The sequence below is a fragment of the Plantibacter auratus genome (assembly GCF_050587365.1).
Taxonomy (GTDB): domain Bacteria; phylum Actinomycetota; class Actinomycetes; order Actinomycetales; family Microbacteriaceae; genus Plantibacter; species Plantibacter auratus.
The window spans coordinates 948,591-965,008 of the sequence record NZ_JBOBFV010000001.1; the positions used below are offsets into that span (position 1 = coordinate 948,591).

A 16,418-nucleotide genomic window follows, 5' to 3' on the forward strand; every position below is an offset into this window, starting at 1 on the left:
CGCTGCCGGGCCCGTTCTTCGTGTGTGGACGACTACGGCTGCTGCGAGCGGACGTACTCCATGAACGCCGGGTCGGCACCCATGGCCACGGCGAGACAGATCACCACGACCAGGTTCGCTGCGACACCGGCGACGAGCGGGATCCAGAAGGTCAGTCGACCCGCGCGGAGGGACCGGCTCGACAGGATGATGGCGCCCACCCACAGGGCGATCTGGAGACCGAGCGCCAGGATGCCCATGGCGCTCGCGAGACCGTCCGAGGAGTACCCCGAGACACCCATCTGCACGAGTGCAGGGCGGATCAGGCCGGGGAGGTCGAGCAGACCCGGCATGGTCACGATCAGGCCGACGAGGCCGAGTCCGAGCAGGATCGACGTCGCGATCCGGTCTCCGGCGACGGGTCGTCGGGCGGCCACGGTCGGAGCGCCCGGCTGCACCACCCCAGGCTCATGCGCCTGCTCACGCGTCTGCTTGCGCAGGGTCGGCTCCTGCTGCTGCCGCGGTTGCCGCTCGACGGGGACGACCGGCGCGATGCCGAGCTCCTCCGCCCGCTGTTCGTCGATGGGCTCGGCGATCCGGGCACGCTGCTCCTCGGGGGACGCGTACTCACCGAACTGCGGACGGGGGCGGGATTCGCTCATGGTCGACGCCCTCCCAGGGCGCGCGGATCGGTCGTGCCGGCAAGGTCCTTGCGCAGCTCCTTCGGCAGGGAGAACATGAGGTCCTCCTCGGCCGTCTTGACTTCCTGCACCGCGCCGTAGCCGGCACCGGAGAGTTCTTCGAGCACCTCGTCGACGAGGACCTCCGGCACGGAGGCGCCGCTGGTGACACCGACCGTGACGACGCCGTCGAGCCAGGACTGCTGAATCTCGTGCGCGTAGTCGACGCGGTAGGCGGCCTTCGCGCCGTACTCGAGGGCGACCTCCACGAGGCGCACCGAGTTCGAGGAGTTCGCCGACCCGACCACGATCACGAGGTCAGCGTCCTGGGCCACCTTCTTGATGGCGACCTGACGGTTCTGGGTCGCGTAGCAGATGTCGTCGCTCGGCGGATCCTGGAGCTTCGGGAACCGCTCGCGCAGGCGGCGGACCGTCTCCATGGTCTCGTCCACCGACAGCGTGGTCTGCGAGAGCCACACGACTTTGTCGGGGTCGGCGACGACGAGGTCGTCGACGGCTTCCGGGCTCGTCACGAGCGTGACGTGGTCGGGCGCTTCACCGGCCGTCCCCTCGACCTCCTCGTGCCCCTCGTGTCCGATGAGCAGGATCTCGTAGTCGTCGCGGGCGAAGCGCACGGCCTCGCGGTGCACCTTGGTGACGAGCGGGCAGGTGGCGTCGATCGCGAGCAGCCTACGGTCGGCGGCGGCATCGACCACGGCTGGCGAGACGCCATGCGCACTGAAGACGATGTGCGCGCCGGACGGCACCTCATCGACCTCCTCCACGAACACCGCGCCCTGGGCCTCGAGCTGATCGACGACGTGCACGTTGTGGACGATCTGCTTCCGGACGTACACCGGCGCGCCATAGTGCTCGAGCGCCTTCTCGACGGCGACGACCGCGCGGTCCACGCCGGCGCAGTAACCACGAGGGGCGGCGAGCAGGACGCGCTTCTCGCCGGCGACGGGGAGGTCTGCGAGGCGTCCGGCGATGCGTCGGAGCCTCGGCATGCCGAGGCCGATGGCTGGGGCGTCGCGGAGATCGGTCACGTGTGGATTCTACGCGGCAGCGCTCGGGAGTCGGCCGTGAACGGTCGGGTGGTCCGCGACCCCGCGCCGTCGGTGCTCGCGGCTAGGCTTGAGGGATGAGCGATGCACCGGCCACCATGGAAGCCCCCTGGCCGGTCGCGCTCCTCGGCACGAAGCTCCGCGACTACATCGACCGCCTCGGCACGGTCTGGGTCGAGGGCGAGATCACGCAGTGGGGCGCCTCGGGCGGCAACGTCTACGGCAAGCTCAAAGACCTCGAGATCGATGCGACGGTCGGGTTCACCATCTGGTCGTCCGTCCGGGCGAAGATCCCCGCCGACCTCAAGCAGGGCGACCACGTGATCGCGTTGGTCAAGCCGAACTACTGGCTCAAGGGCGGCACGCTCACCATGCAGGTCATGGCGATGAAGCACGTCGGCATCGGCGACCTCCTCGAGCGACTCGAACGACTCCGTCGGCAGCTCGCCGACGAGGGGCTCTTCGACGCGTCGCGCAAGCGGGCGCTCCCGTTCCTCCCGCAGTGCATCGGGCTGGTCACCGGCAAGGACTCCGACGCCGAGAAGGACGTCCTCCGAAACGCCGAGTTGCGCTGGCCGTCGGTCCGGTTCCGCGTCGTCCACGCGGCCGTCCAGGGCGACCGCACCCCCGGCGAGGTCGTGAGCGCCATCCAGACCCTGGACGCCGACCCCGAGGTCGACGTCATCATCGTCGCGCGCGGCGGTGGCGACTTCCAGAACCTCCTGGGCTTCAGCGACGAACGCGTGGTCCGCGCCGTGGCCGCCTGCACCACGCCCCTCGTGAGCGCCATCGGCCACGAGGCGGACCGCCCACTGCTCGACGACGTCGCCGACCTCCGCGCCTCCACACCGACCGACGCCGCCAAGCGGGTCGTCCCCGACGTCGCGGAGGAGTTCGCTCGCGTGCAGCAGGCCCGCGTCCGGTTGTCCTCCCGGGTGACCTCGTTGCTCGGTCACGAGATCGACCGGCTCGCGACGCTCCGGACGCGTCCCGCGCTCGCCGACCCGTCCTGGATCGTCGACTCGCGGGCGGACGAGCTGACCCGCACGGTCGCCAGGGGGGCCGAGCTCATCGACCGCGCCGTCGAGCGCTCCCAGCGCGAGGTGACGGAGCTCCGCTCGCACCTCCGCGCCCTGTCGCCGCAGCGCACGCTCGACCGCGGCTACGCCATCGTCCAGCGAGCGGACCCGGAGGCCGGTGTCCCGGGCGGCGCGGTCATCCGCGCGGAGGGCGACGCCCCCGCCGGGACGGAGCTCCTGGTCACCCTCGCCTCCGGCGCGATCGGCGCCTCCAGTACCGGCCCGGCCACGGCTGCCGCCCGGACCGACGACGAATAGGATAGAAGCATGCCAACCCCCTCCGATGTCCAGGAGCTCAGCTATGAGCAGGCACGCGACGAGCTCGTGCGTGTCGTGTCCGAGCTGGAGCAGGGCTCGGCGTCGCTCGAGGACTCCCTCCGGCTCTGGGAGCGCGGCGAACAGCTCGCCCAGCGCTGCGAGGAGTGGCTGATCGGCGCGAAGGCACGGCTGGACGCGGCTCGCGCCGCCCAGCTCGGATCCGGCACTCCGGACGCATCGCGGTGAAGGACACCAAGCCGCCGCGCGTCGTGGCCGAGCTCGGCCGCCCCGAGACGCCGCAGGAGACCGCCGACCGGAAGGCGGAGAACTCCCGCCTGTACCGCTCGCGCAAGACCGTCAACAACCTTGTCCTGTCGCTCCTGGCCACGGTCGGCCTCGTGGTCGTGATCGTGCTCGCCGTGCCCCGAGGCGAGGCCCCGGAACGCCCGACCGTCGACTACGCGCAGCTCGCCGGTCAGGCGCAGCCCGACCTCCCCGTCCCACTCCTCACCCCCGAGCTCGGCGACGACTGGGGCAGCAACTACGCCGACGTCCGCACCGCAGCGTCACCGGTCGCCGGCACACCCGACATCCGCTCATGGAACGTCGGACTCATCTCCCCCGACGACGAGTTCGTCGGCCTCGTCCAAGGCGTGGACGCCAACGACACCTGGCTCCTCGCCGAGCTCGACGAAGCCCGGCCCACCGGAACCGTCACCATCGACGGCGTCGAGTGGGTCGAATACGCGAACGGTAGCGGCTCCGACGACGGCAACGTCGCGTACGCCCTGTCGACCGTCGCCGGTCGGAGCACGATCGCCGTGTTCGGCACGGCGAAGTCCGAGTACGTCCTCGATGTCGCACGCTCCGTGCGCACCGGGGTCACCGCCAACCTCGACGCCCCGTCGGGCGCCCCCGCAGAAACGGACTCAGAATGACCCAGAAGCGCCCCGGTGCCGTCTGGCGCGAGATGCAGCGCGGTAACGCGCGGTTCGTCGCCGGTCAGCCCGCGCACCCCCGGCAGGACGTCGAACGCCGCGCCACGCTCGCGCACTCCCAGGCCCCGGAGGCGGTCATCTTCGGCTGCTCCGACTCCCGTCTCGCGGCCGAGATCATCTTCGACAAGGGACTCGGCGACCTCTTCGTCGTCCGCAACGCCGGCCAGATCGTCTCCGACTCGGTGCTCGGCACCCTGGAGTACGCCGTCGGCGTCCTGCAGGTCCCGCTCATCCTCGTGCTCGCGCACGACGAGTGCGGTGCCGTCCGCGCGGCGATCGACTCGCAGGCGGAGGACGCCATCCCGCTCCCGCCGTACATCGACCGGCTCATCCAGCAGATCGTCCCCGCGGTGAGCGCCGTCGCCGGACCTGCCCCGATCGACGCGGCCGCGGTGGACTCCTCGGAGGTCGGTCGCCGCCACCTGCGGCGTACCGTCATGGAGGTCGTCTCGAGGTCCGAGCTCATCAGCGACGCGGTCGCCGCCGGCACGGTGGCCATCATCGGCGCGAACTACAAGCTCCTCGAGGGGACCGCCATGGCCGACATCGTCATCGGCGACGTCACGGTCCCCGAATAACCATCCGCTCGCCGTCCGGCGCAGCACCCACCATCGCAATCGCACGAAGGAGAACGAACAGCGTGGTAGACACCTCAGCAACCGAGTACCGCATCGAACACGACACCATGGGTGAGGTGCGGGTCCCCGCGAACGCGCTCTACGGCGCCCAGACGCAGCGGGCCGTCGAGAACTTCCCGATCTCGGGCAGCGGACTCGAGTCGGCGCAGATCGCCTCGCTGGCCCGGATCAAGAAGTCCGCGGCACTCGCCAACGCCAAGCTCGGCGTCCTCGACCAGGGTGTCGCCGACGCGATCGCCGCAGCGGCCGACGAGGTCATCACCGGCGCGCACGACGCGCAGTTCCCGGTCGACACCTACCAGACCGGCAGCGGCACCTCGTCGAACATGAACATGAACGAGGTCCTGGCGACGCTCGCGAGCGCGCGCCTCGGCAGCCCGGTGCACCCCAACGACCACGTCAACGCCTCGCAGTCCTCCAACGACGTCTTCCCGACCTCGGTGCACATCGCGGTCACGAGCGCCCTCATCGACGACCTCATCCCGGCCCTCGACCACCTGGCCGTGTCGCTCGAGCGCAAGGCCGAGCTGTGGAAGACCGCGGTGAAGCCCGGCCGGACGCACCTCATGGACGCCACCCCCGTCACCCTCGGGCAGGAGTTCGGCGGCTACGCCCGCCAGATGCGGCTCGGCATCGAGCGGGTGCGGACGGCACTCCCCCGCGTCGCCGAGGTCCCGCTCGGCGGAACCGCGACCGGCACGGGCATCAACACCCCGAAGGGCTTCCCGCAGCTGGTGATCGAACTCCTGGCCCAGGAGACCGAGCTGCCGATCACGGAGGCGACCGACCACTTCGAGGCGCAGGGAGCGCGCGACGGACTCGTCGACGCGTCCGGCGCACTCCGCGTCATCGCGGTGAGCCTCACGAAGATCTGCAACGACCTCCGCTGGATGGGCTCCGGCCCGAACACCGGTCTCGGCGAGCTGCACATCCCCGACCTCCAGCCGGGATCCTCGATCATGCCCGGCAAGGTGAACCCCGTGATCCCGGAGGCCGTCCTGATGGTCGGCGCCCGGGTCATCGGCAACGACGCGACCATCGCCTGGGCCGGCGCCTCGGGCTCCTTCGAGCTCAACGTCGCGATCCCGGTCATGGGCACGGCGCTCCTCGAGAGCATCCGTCTCCTGTCGAACGCGACCCGGGTCCTCGCCGACAAGACCGTCGACGGCCTCGAGGCCAACCTCGACCGCGCTGCGGCACTCGCCGGCTCCTCGCCCTCGATCGTCACCCCGCTGAACAAGATCATCGGCTATGAGTCGGCGGCGAAGATCGCCAAGCACTCCGTCGCCAAGGGTCTGACCGTCCGCGAGGCCGTCGTCGACCTCGGGTTCGTCGAACGCGGCGAGATCACGGAGGAGCAGCTCGACACGGCCCTCGACGTCCTCTCGATGACGCATCCCGGCTGAGTCGACCCGCTCGTCGAACGACCGGACGGCCCCGGAACCCTCGCGGTTCCGGGGCCGTCTCCGTCCGTGTGGTCACGCCGAGACGGCGATCGCGCTCCAGCAGCCGAGGAGCAGGAACGGGCCGAACGGGATGCGCGTGCGCCAACCGGCGGAGCCGCCACGTGAGCGTGCGAGGAACACGACGACCGCACCCGCGAGGCCGGCCGAGGAGACCGACACCACCGCGAAGAGCAGCACCGCGGACGTCCCGAAGCAGCCGACCGCGAGGCCGAGCAGCGCGCCGAGCTTCACGTCCCCCATGCCCAGCCCGCCGAGGAGGGCGCACACGTACAGGACGGCGCCGACCGCGAACCCCATCAGGAGCGGTTCGAGCGGGGCCACCTGGCGCACTGCGGCATCGACCGCGGTGACCGGCACCGCGATGGCGAGCGCCGGCAGCACGAGACGGTTCGGGAGCCTCCGCTCCGCAACGTCGATCCGCACGAGCGGCGGCGTGATGCAGGCGAGCCACACGAGCACGATGACGACCGGACGCGGGTCGGGGCCGAGCCGGGCCACGGTGACGGCTACGAGCAGCAGCGTCGAGCCGGCCATCGCCGCGGTGGCGACACGCGGGCGCAGCCGCCTGCCGGAGGAGGTCGGTCGCGAGGGCATCCCGTCAGGATAGGAGGATCCTCGTGCCGGCCTGCAGCGTTCTCCACAGGCGGCCAGGGTCGGCGGGGCGGGCCTTGCGAGCCAGCCCCGCCGACGGCCGCTAGGCCAGCTCGTTCCCTTCGAGCATCTCGGTCACGAGAGCCGCGATGGCCGAGCGCTCCGAGCGCGTCAGCGTGACGTGCGCGAACAGCGGGTGCCCCTTGAGCGTCTCGATCACCGAGGCGACGCCGTCGTGTCGGCCGACGCGCAGGTTGTCGCGCTGGGCGACGTCGTGCGTGAGGACGACCCGCGAGTTCTGCCCGATCCGGCTGAGGACCGTGAGGAGGACGTTGCGCTCGAGCGACTGCGCCTCATCGACGATCACGAAGGCGTCGTGGAGCGACCGGCCGCGGATGTGCGTCAGCGGGAGCACCTCGAGGATGCCCCGTTCAACCACCTCGTCGAGCACGTTCTGCGAGACGACCGCGCCGAGCGTGTCGAAGATCGCCTGTCCCCAGGGGTTCATCTTCTCGCCCTGGTCGCCGGGCAGGTACCCGAGCTCCTGGCCGCCGACCGCGTACAGCGGGCGGAACACCATGATCTTCTTGTGCGCCTGTCGCTCGAGGACGGCCTCCAGACCCGCGCAGAGGGCGAGCGCGGACTTCCCCGTCCCTGCTCGACCTCCCAGCGAGAGGATCCCGATCTCGGGGTCGAGCAGGAGGTCGATCGCGAGCCGCTGCTCGGCCGAGCGTCCGTGCAGACCGAACACGTCGCGGTCGCCGCGGACGAGCTTGTAGCTGCGCTTGCCCGTGACCCGCCCGAGTGCGGATCCCCGGTCCGAGTGGATCACGAGGCCCGTGTTGATCGGCAGGTCCTCGATGATCGGCGTCATCCCCTCCTCGCGCTCCCACAGCGTGCTCATGTCCTCGGAGCCGAGGGTGATCTCGGACATGCCCGTCCAGCCGGAGTCGACCGCGAGTTCCGCCCGGTACTCCTCCGCCTGCAGACCGATGGAGGCCGCCTTGACGCGCAGCGGCAGGTCCTTGGACACGACCGTGACCGTCAGGCCGTCGTTCGCCAGGTTCAGCGCGACCGCGAGGATGCGCGAGTCGTTGTCGCCGAGCTGGAGACCGGACGGCAGCGAGGCCATGCTCGAGTGGTTGAGTTCGACCCGCAGGGATCCGCCGTCACCGACGGGGATCGGGAAGTCGAGGCGTTCGTGCTCGATGCGGAGCTCGTCGAGGATGCGGAGTGCCTGACGTGCGAAGTAGCCGATCTCGGGGTCGTTGCGCTTGCCCTCGAGCTCGCTGATGACGACGACCGGGATGACGACGGCGTGCTCGGCGAACCGGAAGAGCGCCTTGGGATCCGACAGCAGCACGGAGGTGTCGAGCACGTAGGTGATCTCGGCCTGCGCCTGATCTCCCCCGCTCGCCGTGTGGTCGGCGGGTCGCCGGCTCGGTCTCGTCGACGCGTCCCGCGTCTCGGTCCCGGCTGACGTGTTCTGGATTTCTCGCGAGGCCACAACCACTCCCACCCCGAGCATCTGATGCTCGGATCACTGTGCGAAACGGCCGCCTGCAGGGTTTCGAGCCGAACTTGTGTGGCCGTCTCGACCGGGCTCCATGCCCGATGAGATGAACGTACGTCCGGCCGCCGACATCGACGCGACGACACGCCCCGTGTCCTGTTACGGGGAGGTGAACAGATGGGGGCCGTCTCCTGGCCCGCCGGTGGTCGGACTGCGGCTCAGTAGCTCGCGGCCGTCGCGAACGAGAGCAGCGCACCGCGCAGCTGGTCCAGCGTCTGCCGGCTGGTACCGGCGTGCACGCTGAGCCGCACGGCCCCGGCGCGGATCGTCGCGGTGACGCCGTGGTTCTCGAGCGAGGTCCACAGCGTGTCGAGGACGGACTCCTCCGGCTCCAGGACGACGATGCCCGCGCGTTCGTGCTCGTCTCGCGAGGAGACCACCGCGACGCCGAACTCGTCCGCGAGCTCGATCACCTCGGCCGTGAGCTCGGCGATCGCGGCGTGGACCGTCGCGGTCCCGACGGCGACCGTGTCCTCCAGCGACGCGGCGAACCGCGCCGCCGCGAGCGGGTCGGGCCTGGTGATCGAGTACGCGCGCGCCGATCGGCTCGGTACCGGGGTCGCGCTGAACGGCCAGGGCTCGTCGGTGCCGGTCACGCCGGAGAAGACCGGCTCGAGTCGCTCGACGGCGCGGTCGCTCAGGGCGAGGAATCCGGTGCCCCAGCCCGCCCGCATCCACTTCTGCCCGCCCGAGGCGACCACGTCGGCGACGGCGTATGGGGCGTCGACCACACCGAAGCCCTGGATGGCGTCGACGATCAGGAGGCGGTCGCCGATCACCTCGCGGACGGCCTCGAGGTCGCAGACGTAGCCGGTGCGGTAGTCGACGAGGCTCACGGCCACGGCGGTGACGGCGTCGTCGAGCTGCTCGCGCACGCTCTCGGCCGTCACGTGCCCGCGTCGCGTCTCGAGCCATCTCGGCGTGAGCAGGTGCCGGTGCTCGGCGGCCCGCTCCGCGGCGAGCGGCAGCGTGGGGTATTCCAGGCGGGAGAGCAGGACCGTTCCGCTCAGGCCGAACATCGCGTGCATGAGGCCCTGCGAGGTGTTGGGCTGGGCGACGACCTGGTCGGCTCGGAACCCGGTGAGTGTCCCGACGGCGGTCCGCATCCGTTCGTCCTGCACGTCGACCGCGCCGAGCGTGCCGGGGGTCGCACTCGCGAGCACGTCGTTCCAGCGGCTGCCCTCGAGGACGACGGACGCCGCCAACGGACCGACACTGCCGTAGTTGAGATAGCCGTCGACCTCACCGAATCCCGCTTGGAAGGTCTCCAACCGGGACGCCGTCTCCGGCTCGTCCGGCTCCGAGGCCGGAGTCGAACGGCTCATCCGCCGAACCGCCGCTGCCGTCTCGAGAAGTCGCGGAGGGCGCGGAGGAAGTCGACCTCGCGGAGGTCGGGTCCGAGCGCCTCGACGAAGTAGAACTCGCTGTGGGCGCTCTGCCAGAGCATGAAGTCGCTCATCCGCTGTTCGCCGCTGGTGCGGATGACGAGGTCGGGGTCGGGCTGGCCTCCCGTGTAGAGGTGCTCACCGATGAGGTCGGGGGTGAGCAGCGCTGCGAGGTCTTCCAGGCTCCGACCCTCGAGGTGGTGCTTGGCGACGATGGCGCGCATCGCGTCCACGATCTCGGTCCTGCCGCCGTAGCCGACCGCGAGGTTGATGTGCATGCCGGCACGGTCGGCCGTGCGCTCCTCCGCGCTCGTCAACGCCGTGCGCAACGACTCCGGGAGACCATCGCTCGAACCGACGTGCTTGACGCGCCAGTCACGGTAGTGCGACAGCCCCTCGGCGAGGTCGGCGATGATGTCGACGAGGTCGTCCAGCTCGTCCGGTGCGCGGTTCACCAGGTTGTCGCTCGACAGCAGGTACAGGGTGACGACGCCGATGCCGAGGTCGTCGCACCAGGTCAGGAACTCGCGCATCTTCGCCGCACCGGCCCGGTGGCCGTGCGCCGCTGTGTCGTACCCGAGCTGCTTGGCCCACCGCCGGTTGCCGTCGATGATCATCGCGACATGGTGCGGCAGCGTCTGCGGAGTGAGCGCCTTCCGGAGGCGCCGTGCGTAGACGCCGTACAGGAAGCCGTCCACCGGTGCGGAATGCCTCGTCATCACCCTGCAACGCTAGTGCAGTTTCCTGCATCGCTCCCAGTACGCGTTCCGTGCCACGCCGTATCCTGGACCCATGACGAGTGGAGACCCCGAGCTGCCGAAGCTGCCGTTGCTCGAGGTCGCCGCCGACGATGCCACCGCACCGGAGGAGGTCAAACCGACCTGGCGCGGATGGCTGCACGCCGGGATCTTCCCCATCTCGATCGTCGCCGGGATCGTCCTCGTCGTGCTCGCACAGGGTGCGGCCGCGAAGTGGAGTTCGACGGTGTTCGTGCTCACCTCGATGCTGCTCTTCGGGAACTCGGCGCTGTACCACCGGTTCTCCTGGCGCCCCTCGGTCAAGCTGCTCCTCAAGCGGATCGACCACGCCAACATCTTCCTGTTGATCGCCGGCACCTACACGCCGCTCGCCGTGCTCGCGCTACCACCGGCGCAGGGCAACCTCCTGCTCGTGCTCGTCTGGGGCGGTGCGCTCCTCGGCATCGGTTTCCGCGTGTTCTGGATCAACGCCCCGCGGTGGCTCTACGTCCCGCTCTACCTGGCACTCGGGTGGGGTGCGGTCGCGTACCTCGGCGACATCGCCCGTGGCAACTTCGCCACGATGGTGCTCGTCGCCGCCGGTGGCCTGTTCTACACGGTCGGCGCGGTCATGTACGCGATGAAGCGACCGAACCCCTGGCCGGGGCGGTTCGGGTTCCACGAGCTCTTCCACCTGTGCACGGTGCTCGCGTTCCTCTGCCACTGGACCGGGATCCTGCTGATCGCGATCGACCCGGTCTACAACCGCTGACGACCGGCGGCCCGGCGCGCGGCGAGGCGTCGCGGTGGTGGTGTCAGCGGGCCGACTGGTCCGACGGCGGGCGAGGGTCGTCCTCGACGCCTGCGGGGGCCGCCTCACCGGTGTCGCTCCCCGCGCGGTCCGCGGCTGCCCGCTCGGCGACCTCGGCCTGGAGCCGCTCGTCGATCTCCGCGCGGTAGTTGACCCGGCGCACGCGACGCACCATGTCGATGACGAGGAACACGACGACGCCGGCGATGGCGAAGGTGATCACGAAGCCCCACGGTCCCGGCGTCACCTGGTTCTCGTCGAACGCCGGCGAGGGCGACGGCGACGGCGTGACCGCCAACAGGACCTCGGTGAACAGGTGGTGCATCATGCGGTTCCTTCGCTGGTGTCGATGCCGTCGAACAGCTCCGACTCTGGGGTGGTCGACGCGACGTGCGACGTGACCAGTTGGTAGTCCTCGAACGGCCATGCGGCACGGAGGACGTCGTTGGGCCAGAAGAAGAACGGTGAGTCTGGCGGCACCTGGCTGCCGTGCGCCCGGAGCGCGGCGTCGCGCGCCTCGAAGAAGTCGCCGACGCGCACGTGCGTCGTCGCGAGATCGGGCCGGCCGGCCATCCACTCGCGCATCTCGGCCAGTCGCTCGACCGCCGGGTCGTCGGGGTGGTGCTCCAACAGGTAGGCGTACACGGCCTCGAGCCGGGCGGGGCTGAACGAGCGGTCGTAGTACAGCTTGTCGACCCGCCAGGGCTCGCCCGCTTCGGGATAGCGCGTGGGATCTGCCGCCGCTTCGAACGCCGCGACGCTCACCTCGTGGCACCGGATGTGGTCGGGGTGCGGGTAGCCCCCGTTCTCGTCGTAGGTGATGATGACCTGCGGCCGGAAGGAGCGGACGATGCGCACGAGCACACCGGTCGAGACCTCGAGGGGGATGTCGGCGAAGCTCGCGGGTGGGACCGTGCCGTCGTCGCTGGCCATCCCGCTGTCCTGATAGCCGAGCCACCGGTGCTCGATGTCGAGGATCTCCTGCGCCGCGGCCATCTCGAGGCGACGGTAGCCGGGGAGGTCGCGCTCGATCATCGCGACGTCGGCGAGTCCGGGGTTCTGGAGGTCGCCGCGTTCACCACCGGTGCAGCTGACGACCATGACCTCGGCGCCGAGGCTCCGGTAGTGCGCGAGGGTCGCCGCACCCTTGCTCGACTCGTCGTCGGGGTGCGCGTGCACGGCGAGCAGTCTCATGGTCATGGTGCTCCGCCTTCCGGCTGGTCTGCGCGAGGGGACCGCTTCGCGACTCGTGACGTGACGACGCGGTCGGGACTCCGCATCCAGGAAGAGGCAATACGCTTGAGGTGTCGACCTCGAGGCGTCTCGCACTCCTGGTCCAGCTTAACCGTTCGAACCGGAGCCCGTGACGTGACCTCTCCCCTGCAGGATGCCGGCCCTCAGGACGCCATCGCGGCGCGATACGGACGCACCCCTGGCAACCGTGCCCGCGACCGCCGCCTGATCTGGCTGGCCGCCGCCGCGTTCGCCGTCGTCTTCATCGCGTGGGTCGTGTGGGCCGGTCTCGACGGCAGTCGGCCGAGCATCGAGTCGCGCAACACGGCGCACGAGATCGTCGACGACACGATGGTCAGCGTGTCCTTCGAGGTCACCGGTCCGCAGGACACCCCCATGGCCTGCTCGGTCCAGGCGCTCAACGAGCAGTTCGCGGTCGTCGGATGGAAGGTCGTCGAGCTGCCGCCGTCCGAGCAGCGCACCCGCACCTTCACGGAGAGCGTCCGCACCACGGAGCTCAGCAACACCGGCGTCGTCGACACCTGTTGGGTGGTCGAGCGCCGCTCCTGACCCGCGACGGCGTCGGCGCGTGCACCGCACTCGCGCGCCGATCGTGCGATACTCGAAGGCAGTACTTCATACGCCCCGGCATTCCGCCGGGGCGTCTGGCATATGACGGGCGTTTCGGCCGTCGTGTGCGGACCCACCATGCAAAGGAGTTCCATCGTGTCCGAGCAGATCCAGGAGACGTTCCTCACCCAGCAGGCCTTCGACCGGCTGCAGGCGGAACTCGAGCACCTCAGCACGACGGGCCGCGAGGAGATCGCCAAGCGCATCGAAGCGGCTCGCGAAGAGGGCGACCTCAAGGAGAACGGCGGCTACCATGCCGCGAAGGACGAGCAGGGCAAGCAGGAGGCCCGCATCCGGACGCTCACGCAGATGCTGCGCGACGCCAAGGTGAGCGAGGCACCGCAGTCCAGTGGTGTCGTGGAGTCCGGCACCGTCATCACGGCCGTCGTCGCGGGCGGCGAGGAGCGGTTCCTCCTCGGCAGCCGCGAGATCGCCGGCAACACCGACCTCGACGTCTACAGCGAGGGCAGCCCGCTCGGCGCCGCCATCCTCGGTCTGAAGATCGGCGAGAAGACCACCTACGAGGCGCCGAACGGCAAGGAGATCACCGTGTCGATCAGCGCGGTGGAGACCTACACCGGTTCCTGATCCGGTACGTCGCGCCTTCGCGACCGACCAGACGCAGCAGGGCCCCGCCGATACGGCGGGGCCCTGCTGCGTTCCGTCGGTCGGATCAGTCGTCGACGATCTGCGGGTCGTACCCCGCCTCGCGGAGTGTCTGCACGACGAGGTCGCGGTGGTCGGGCCCGCGCGTCTCGATGCTGAGCTCGAGTTCGACGTCGCTGATCTGCAAGCCGTGGCCGTGTCGGGTGTGCAGCACCTCGATGACGTTCGCGTTGGCCTGCGCGACGAGCTCCGCCGTCCGTGCGAGCTGCCCGGGTCGGTCGGGCAGCGGGATGCGCAGCGTCAGGTAGCGGTCCGACGCCGCGAGGCCGTGACTGACGACCCGCTGGAGCAGGAGCGGGTCGATGTTGCCGCCGGAGAGGATGGTGACCGTCGTGCCGGTCGGTTCGATCTTCCCGGCCAGGATCGCCGCGACACCGGCGGCTCCGGCAGGTTCGACGACGAGCTTGGCGCGCTCGAGGAGGACGACGATCGCCCGGGCGAGGTCGTCTTCGCTGACGGTGACGACTTCGTCGACGAGGGCGCTGATCATCTCGAAGTTGAGCTCACCGGGGCGGGCAACGGCGATGCCGTCGGCGATGGTCGGCTGCACGGTGATGGTCGTCGGGGTTCCGGCTTCCAGCGACGCCGGGTACGCGGCCGCGTTCGCCGCCTGGACGCCGATCACGCGGATGGTGCGTCCTTCGAGAGCCGCGCGCTGCTTCACGACACCCGCGACACCCGAGATGAGCCCGCCGCCGCCGATCGGCACGATGACCGTCTCGACGTCGGGGACCTCCTCGAGGATCTCGAGCCCGAGCGTGCCCTGCCCGGTGATGACGTCCGGGTGGTCGAACGGCGGGATGAGGATGGCACCGGTCTCCGCGGCGAACTCGGCGGCGGCGATCAGCGGTTCCGCCACCGTGTGGCCGCGCAGGATGACGTGCGCACCGTAGTCGCGCGTGGCGGCGAGCTTCGGGAGCGGGACGCCGACCGGCATGAAGATGGTCGCGGTGATGCCGAGCTCACGGGCGGCGAAGGCGACACCCTGCGCGTGGTTGCCCGCTGAGGCCGCGACGACGCCGCGCGCCCGCTCCTCGGGGGTCAGGCTGGACATGCGGTTGTACGCGCCGCGGATCTTGTAGGAGCCGGTGCGCTGGAGGTTCTCGCACTTGAGGTGCACGGGCACGCCGAGGACGTCGGCGAGGTAGCGGGAGCTCTCCATCGGCGTGCGCTGGACGGTGCCGACGAGGGTGTCCCTGGCCCGCTCGAACGCGGCGAGCGACGGGCCGGGGAACACGGGTGTGGTGGTCGTTGAATCGGTCATGGTGTGCGGGGTCCTGGACTTTCTGGGGACGAGGTCTCTCGGAGGTCTTCGCTGGGGTGCTGGGGCTCCTGATCGCCTGGGCGATCCTGCGGCTCGTGGGACGAGCGGAAGCCCGGACGGATTCGCCTGGGGGTCGGGACGGTCTGCCAGATGGCGCCGTCGGCACCCGGTTCCGGAGGAGCACTGCCGCCGGTCCGCCAGGTGCCGCTGGCGATGGTGTGGACCATCACGTTGATCACGGCCACCACGGGCACCGCGAACAGGGCGCCGGGGATGCCGGCGACGAGCGTGCCGCCCGCGACGGCGAGGACGACGGCGAGCGGGTGGACCTTGACGGCCGTACCCATGATGAGCGGCTGCAGGACGTGGCCCTCGAGCTGCTGGACGAGGAGCACGACGCCGAGCATGAGCAGCGCGATGACGGGACCGTTGTAGACGAGCGCGAGGAAGACGGCCACGGCGCCGGTCACCACGGCGCCGACGATCGGCACGAACGAGCCGAGGAAGACGAGCACGGCCACCGGGATCGCGAGCGGGACGCCGAGGAAGAACGCGCCGAGTCCGATACCGACCGCGTCGATCGAGGCCACGAGGATCTGCGTGCGGACGTAGTTGCCGAGCGTCCGCCAACCTGCGCGACCGGCGCTGTCGACCGCGGGGCGTGCCCGCTGCGGGAAGACGCGCACCGTCCAACGCCAGATCGTCCGACCGTCGATGAGCATGAACAGCAGACAGAAGAGCGTCAGGAAGACGCCCGTCGCGACATGGCCGAGCGTCGAACCGATCGACAGGGCGCCCGAGAGCAGGACCTGGCTGTCCTGCTGGAGCGAGTCGAACGCCTGGGCGATGAAGTCGTTGAGCTGTGTCTCGGTCACGTGCAACGGACTGGCGAGCAGGAAGGCCTTGAAGTCGCCGTAGGCGGTCATGGTGCGGGCCTGCACGGAGGCGAACTGCGAGGTGATCTGCGAGATCGCGAGGAAGATCAGCCCGCTCACCACGGAGAGCGTGCCGACCATCGCGAGCGCGATGGCGAGACCCTTCGGCCAGCGGTGACGCACCAGGACGTCGACGACGGGCTTCAGGAGCGCGGAGACGAGGACGGCGATGAGCAGCGGGATCACGATGAGCCGGAGCTGCACGACGAGGAAGACGAGCAGCGCGACGACCGCGGCCACCAGCAGGATCCGCCAGGACCATGCTGCGGCCACGCGCATGCCGCGCGGGACGCTGCTCGATCCGCTCAGGTCCGGTTCGCGCACGGGCGAGGCCGCTTCGGGAAGGAAGCGTCCCCACCAGGTCTTCGGAGTGTCGTCCGCCATTGCTCAAGTGTATGGCTGGCACATGCCGGTGAGCGCATGCGGAC

The 16,418-nt window shown here is 70.2% G+C and carries 18 protein-coding genes; 8 read left to right on the forward strand and 10 right to left on the reverse strand.

Features of this window, described 5'->3' with window-relative positions:
- Nucleotides 1-32: 32 nt before the first annotated feature.
- Both ACQ3HE_RS04400 and ACQ3HE_RS04405 read right to left on the reverse strand, forming a co-directional pair.
- The gene (locus tag ACQ3HE_RS04400) at nucleotides 33-641 is read right to left on the reverse strand and encodes a DUF6264 family protein (protein WP_430891450.1); all 609 of its coding nucleotides are present in this window, start codon (nucleotides 639-641) and stop codon (nucleotides 33-35) included.
- The gene (locus ACQ3HE_RS04405) at nucleotides 638-1,669 is read right to left on the reverse strand and encodes a 4-hydroxy-3-methylbut-2-enyl diphosphate reductase (RefSeq protein WP_430891914.1); all 1,032 of its coding nucleotides are present in this window, start codon (nucleotides 1,667-1,669) and stop codon (nucleotides 638-640) included. Before ACQ3HE_RS04405 ends, ACQ3HE_RS04400 begins: the two co-directional genes overlap by 4 nt.
- Nucleotides 1,670-1,803: 134 nt before the next feature.
- On the opposite strand from ACQ3HE_RS04405, the gene xseA reads away from it, so the two are divergent.
- The 5 genes from xseA to ACQ3HE_RS04430 all read left to right on the forward strand — a co-directional run bounded on the left by xseA (nucleotide 1,804) and on the right by ACQ3HE_RS04430 (nucleotide 6,105).
- Nucleotides 1,804-3,063, forward strand: a complete 1,260-nt coding sequence (xseA, locus tag ACQ3HE_RS04410; RefSeq protein WP_159878194.1) for an exodeoxyribonuclease VII large subunit — start codon at nucleotides 1,804-1,806, stop codon at nucleotides 3,061-3,063.
- 9 nt (nucleotides 3,064-3,072) lie between these two features.
- Nucleotides 3,073-3,309, forward strand: a complete 237-nt coding sequence (locus tag ACQ3HE_RS04415; RefSeq protein WP_064296575.1) for an exodeoxyribonuclease VII small subunit — start codon at nucleotides 3,073-3,075, stop codon at nucleotides 3,307-3,309.
- Complete coding sequence (locus ACQ3HE_RS04420) at nucleotides 3,306-4,001, forward strand: DUF4245 domain-containing protein (RefSeq protein ID WP_192005253.1); 696 nt, start codon at nucleotides 3,306-3,308, stop codon at nucleotides 3,999-4,001. Before ACQ3HE_RS04415 ends, ACQ3HE_RS04420 begins: the two co-directional genes overlap by 4 nt.
- Nucleotides 3,998-4,639: a carbonic anhydrase gene (locus tag ACQ3HE_RS04425; RefSeq protein WP_430891452.1), complete on the forward strand. Its 642-nt coding sequence runs from the start codon at nucleotides 3,998-4,000 to the stop codon at nucleotides 4,637-4,639. Before ACQ3HE_RS04420 ends, ACQ3HE_RS04425 begins: the two co-directional genes overlap by 4 nt.
- Before the next feature lie 62 nt (nucleotides 4,640-4,701).
- Entirely contained in the window at nucleotides 4,702-6,105 is a 1,404-nt protein-coding gene (locus ACQ3HE_RS04430) for a class II fumarate hydratase (protein ID WP_079705502.1), read from the forward strand.
- Nucleotides 6,106-6,177: 72 nt separating this feature from the next.
- On the opposite strand, the gene ACQ3HE_RS04435 is transcribed toward ACQ3HE_RS04430, so the two are convergent.
- The 4 genes from ACQ3HE_RS04435 to ACQ3HE_RS04450 all read right to left on the reverse strand — a co-directional run bounded on the left by ACQ3HE_RS04435 (nucleotide 6,178) and on the right by ACQ3HE_RS04450 (nucleotide 10,433).
- A complete protein-coding gene (locus tag ACQ3HE_RS04435; RefSeq protein ID WP_430891454.1) occupies nucleotides 6,178-6,759 on the reverse strand; it encodes a prepilin peptidase in 582 nt (193 codons plus the stop codon).
- Between the two features lie 100 nt (nucleotides 6,760-6,859).
- Complete coding sequence (gene phoH2 / locus ACQ3HE_RS04440; RefSeq protein ID WP_430891456.1) at nucleotides 6,860-8,284, reverse strand: RNA 5'-3' helicase PhoH2; 1,425 nt, start codon at nucleotides 8,282-8,284, stop codon at nucleotides 6,860-6,862.
- 203 nt (nucleotides 8,285-8,487) lie between these two features.
- A complete protein-coding gene (locus ACQ3HE_RS04445; RefSeq protein WP_430891458.1) occupies nucleotides 8,488-9,654 on the reverse strand; it encodes an aminotransferase class V-fold PLP-dependent enzyme in 1,167 nt (388 codons plus the stop codon).
- Nucleotides 9,651-10,433: an isoprenyl transferase gene (locus tag ACQ3HE_RS04450; RefSeq protein WP_064296447.1), complete on the reverse strand. Its 783-nt coding sequence runs from the start codon at nucleotides 10,431-10,433 to the stop codon at nucleotides 9,651-9,653. Before ACQ3HE_RS04450 ends, ACQ3HE_RS04445 begins: the two co-directional genes overlap by 4 nt.
- Nucleotides 10,434-10,506: 73 nt before the next feature.
- On the opposite strand from ACQ3HE_RS04450, the gene trhA reads away from it, so the two are divergent.
- Nucleotides 10,507-11,223 (forward strand): PAQR family membrane homeostasis protein TrhA, encoded by a 717-nt coding sequence (gene trhA / locus ACQ3HE_RS04455; protein WP_430891460.1) that lies wholly within the window; start codon nucleotides 10,507-10,509, stop codon nucleotides 11,221-11,223.
- Between the two features lie 43 nt (nucleotides 11,224-11,266).
- Here the strand turns inward: trhA and ACQ3HE_RS04460 are convergent, their stop codons facing one another.
- Together ACQ3HE_RS04460 and mca are read right to left on the reverse strand one after the other, a co-directional pair.
- Nucleotides 11,267-11,590, reverse strand: coding sequence for a hypothetical protein (locus tag ACQ3HE_RS04460; protein ID WP_079705496.1), 324 nt, complete (start codon nucleotides 11,588-11,590; stop codon nucleotides 11,267-11,269).
- Nucleotides 11,587-12,462, reverse strand: a complete 876-nt coding sequence (mca, locus tag ACQ3HE_RS04465) for a mycothiol conjugate amidase Mca (protein WP_430891462.1) — start codon at nucleotides 12,460-12,462, stop codon at nucleotides 11,587-11,589. Before mca ends, ACQ3HE_RS04460 begins: the two co-directional genes overlap by 4 nt.
- Nucleotides 12,463-12,630: 168 nt before the next feature.
- On the opposite strand from mca, the gene ACQ3HE_RS04470 reads away from it, so the two are divergent.
- Both ACQ3HE_RS04470 and greA read left to right on the forward strand, forming a co-directional pair.
- Nucleotides 12,631-13,065 (forward strand): DUF4307 domain-containing protein, encoded by a 435-nt coding sequence (locus ACQ3HE_RS04470; protein WP_159878183.1) that lies wholly within the window; start codon nucleotides 12,631-12,633, stop codon nucleotides 13,063-13,065.
- Nucleotides 13,066-13,221: 156 nt separating this feature from the next.
- Entirely contained in the window at nucleotides 13,222-13,713 is a 492-nt protein-coding gene (gene greA, locus ACQ3HE_RS04475; protein WP_229938696.1) for a transcription elongation factor GreA, read from the forward strand.
- Nucleotides 13,714-13,798: 85 nt separating this feature from the next.
- Here greA and ilvA read toward each other — a convergent pair whose 3' ends face one another.
- Nucleotides 13,799-15,055, reverse strand: a complete 1,257-nt coding sequence (ilvA, locus tag ACQ3HE_RS04480; RefSeq protein ID WP_430891464.1) for a threonine ammonia-lyase — start codon at nucleotides 15,053-15,055, stop codon at nucleotides 13,799-13,801.
- Nucleotides 15,052-16,374 (reverse strand): AI-2E family transporter, encoded by a 1,323-nt coding sequence (locus ACQ3HE_RS04485; protein WP_159878181.1) that lies wholly within the window; start codon nucleotides 16,372-16,374, stop codon nucleotides 15,052-15,054. Before ACQ3HE_RS04485 ends, ilvA begins: the two co-directional genes overlap by 4 nt.
- Between the last annotated feature and the right edge of the window lie 44 nt (nucleotides 16,375-16,418).

Coding starts and splice junctions, on each gene's coding strand:
- ACQ3HE_RS04445 (WP_430891458.1), bottom strand. CDS start 9,654: ATGAGCCGTTCGACTCCGGCCTCGGAGCCGGACGAGCCGGAGACGGCG.
- trhA (WP_430891460.1), top strand. CDS start 10,507: ATGACGAGTGGAGACCCCGAGCTGCCGAAGCTGCCGTTGCTCGAGGTC.
- ACQ3HE_RS04450 (WP_064296447.1), bottom strand. CDS start 10,433: ATGACGAGGCATTCCGCACCGGTGGACGGCTTCCTGTACGGCGTCTAC.
- phoH2 (WP_430891456.1), bottom strand. CDS start 8,284: ATGCTCGGGGTGGGAGTGGTTGTGGCCTCGCGAGAAATCCAGAACACG.
- mca (WP_430891462.1), bottom strand. CDS start 12,462: ATGACCATGAGACTGCTCGCCGTGCACGCGCACCCCGACGACGAGTCG.
- ACQ3HE_RS04435 (WP_430891454.1), bottom strand. CDS start 6,759: ATGCCCTCGCGACCGACCTCCTCCGGCAGGCGGCTGCGCCCGCGTGTC.
- ACQ3HE_RS04485 (WP_159878181.1), bottom strand. CDS start 16,374: ATGGCGGACGACACTCCGAAGACCTGGTGGGGACGCTTCCTTCCCGAA.
- ACQ3HE_RS04460 (WP_079705496.1), bottom strand. CDS start 11,590: ATGATGCACCACCTGTTCACCGAGGTCCTGTTGGCGGTCACGCCGTCG.
- ACQ3HE_RS04415 (WP_064296575.1), top strand. CDS start 3,073: ATGCCAACCCCCTCCGATGTCCAGGAGCTCAGCTATGAGCAGGCACGC.
- xseA (WP_159878194.1), top strand. CDS start 1,804: ATGAGCGATGCACCGGCCACCATGGAAGCCCCCTGGCCGGTCGCGCTC.
- ACQ3HE_RS04405 (WP_430891914.1), bottom strand. CDS start 1,669: ATGCCGAGGCTCCGACGCATCGCCGGACGCCTCGCAGACCTCCCCGTC.
- ACQ3HE_RS04400 (WP_430891450.1), bottom strand. CDS start 641: ATGAGCGAATCCCGCCCCCGTCCGCAGTTCGGTGAGTACGCGTCCCCC.
- ilvA (WP_430891464.1), bottom strand. CDS start 15,055: ATGACCGATTCAACGACCACCACACCCGTGTTCCCCGGCCCGTCGCTC.
- ACQ3HE_RS04425 (WP_430891452.1), top strand. CDS start 3,998: ATGACCCAGAAGCGCCCCGGTGCCGTCTGGCGCGAGATGCAGCGCGGT.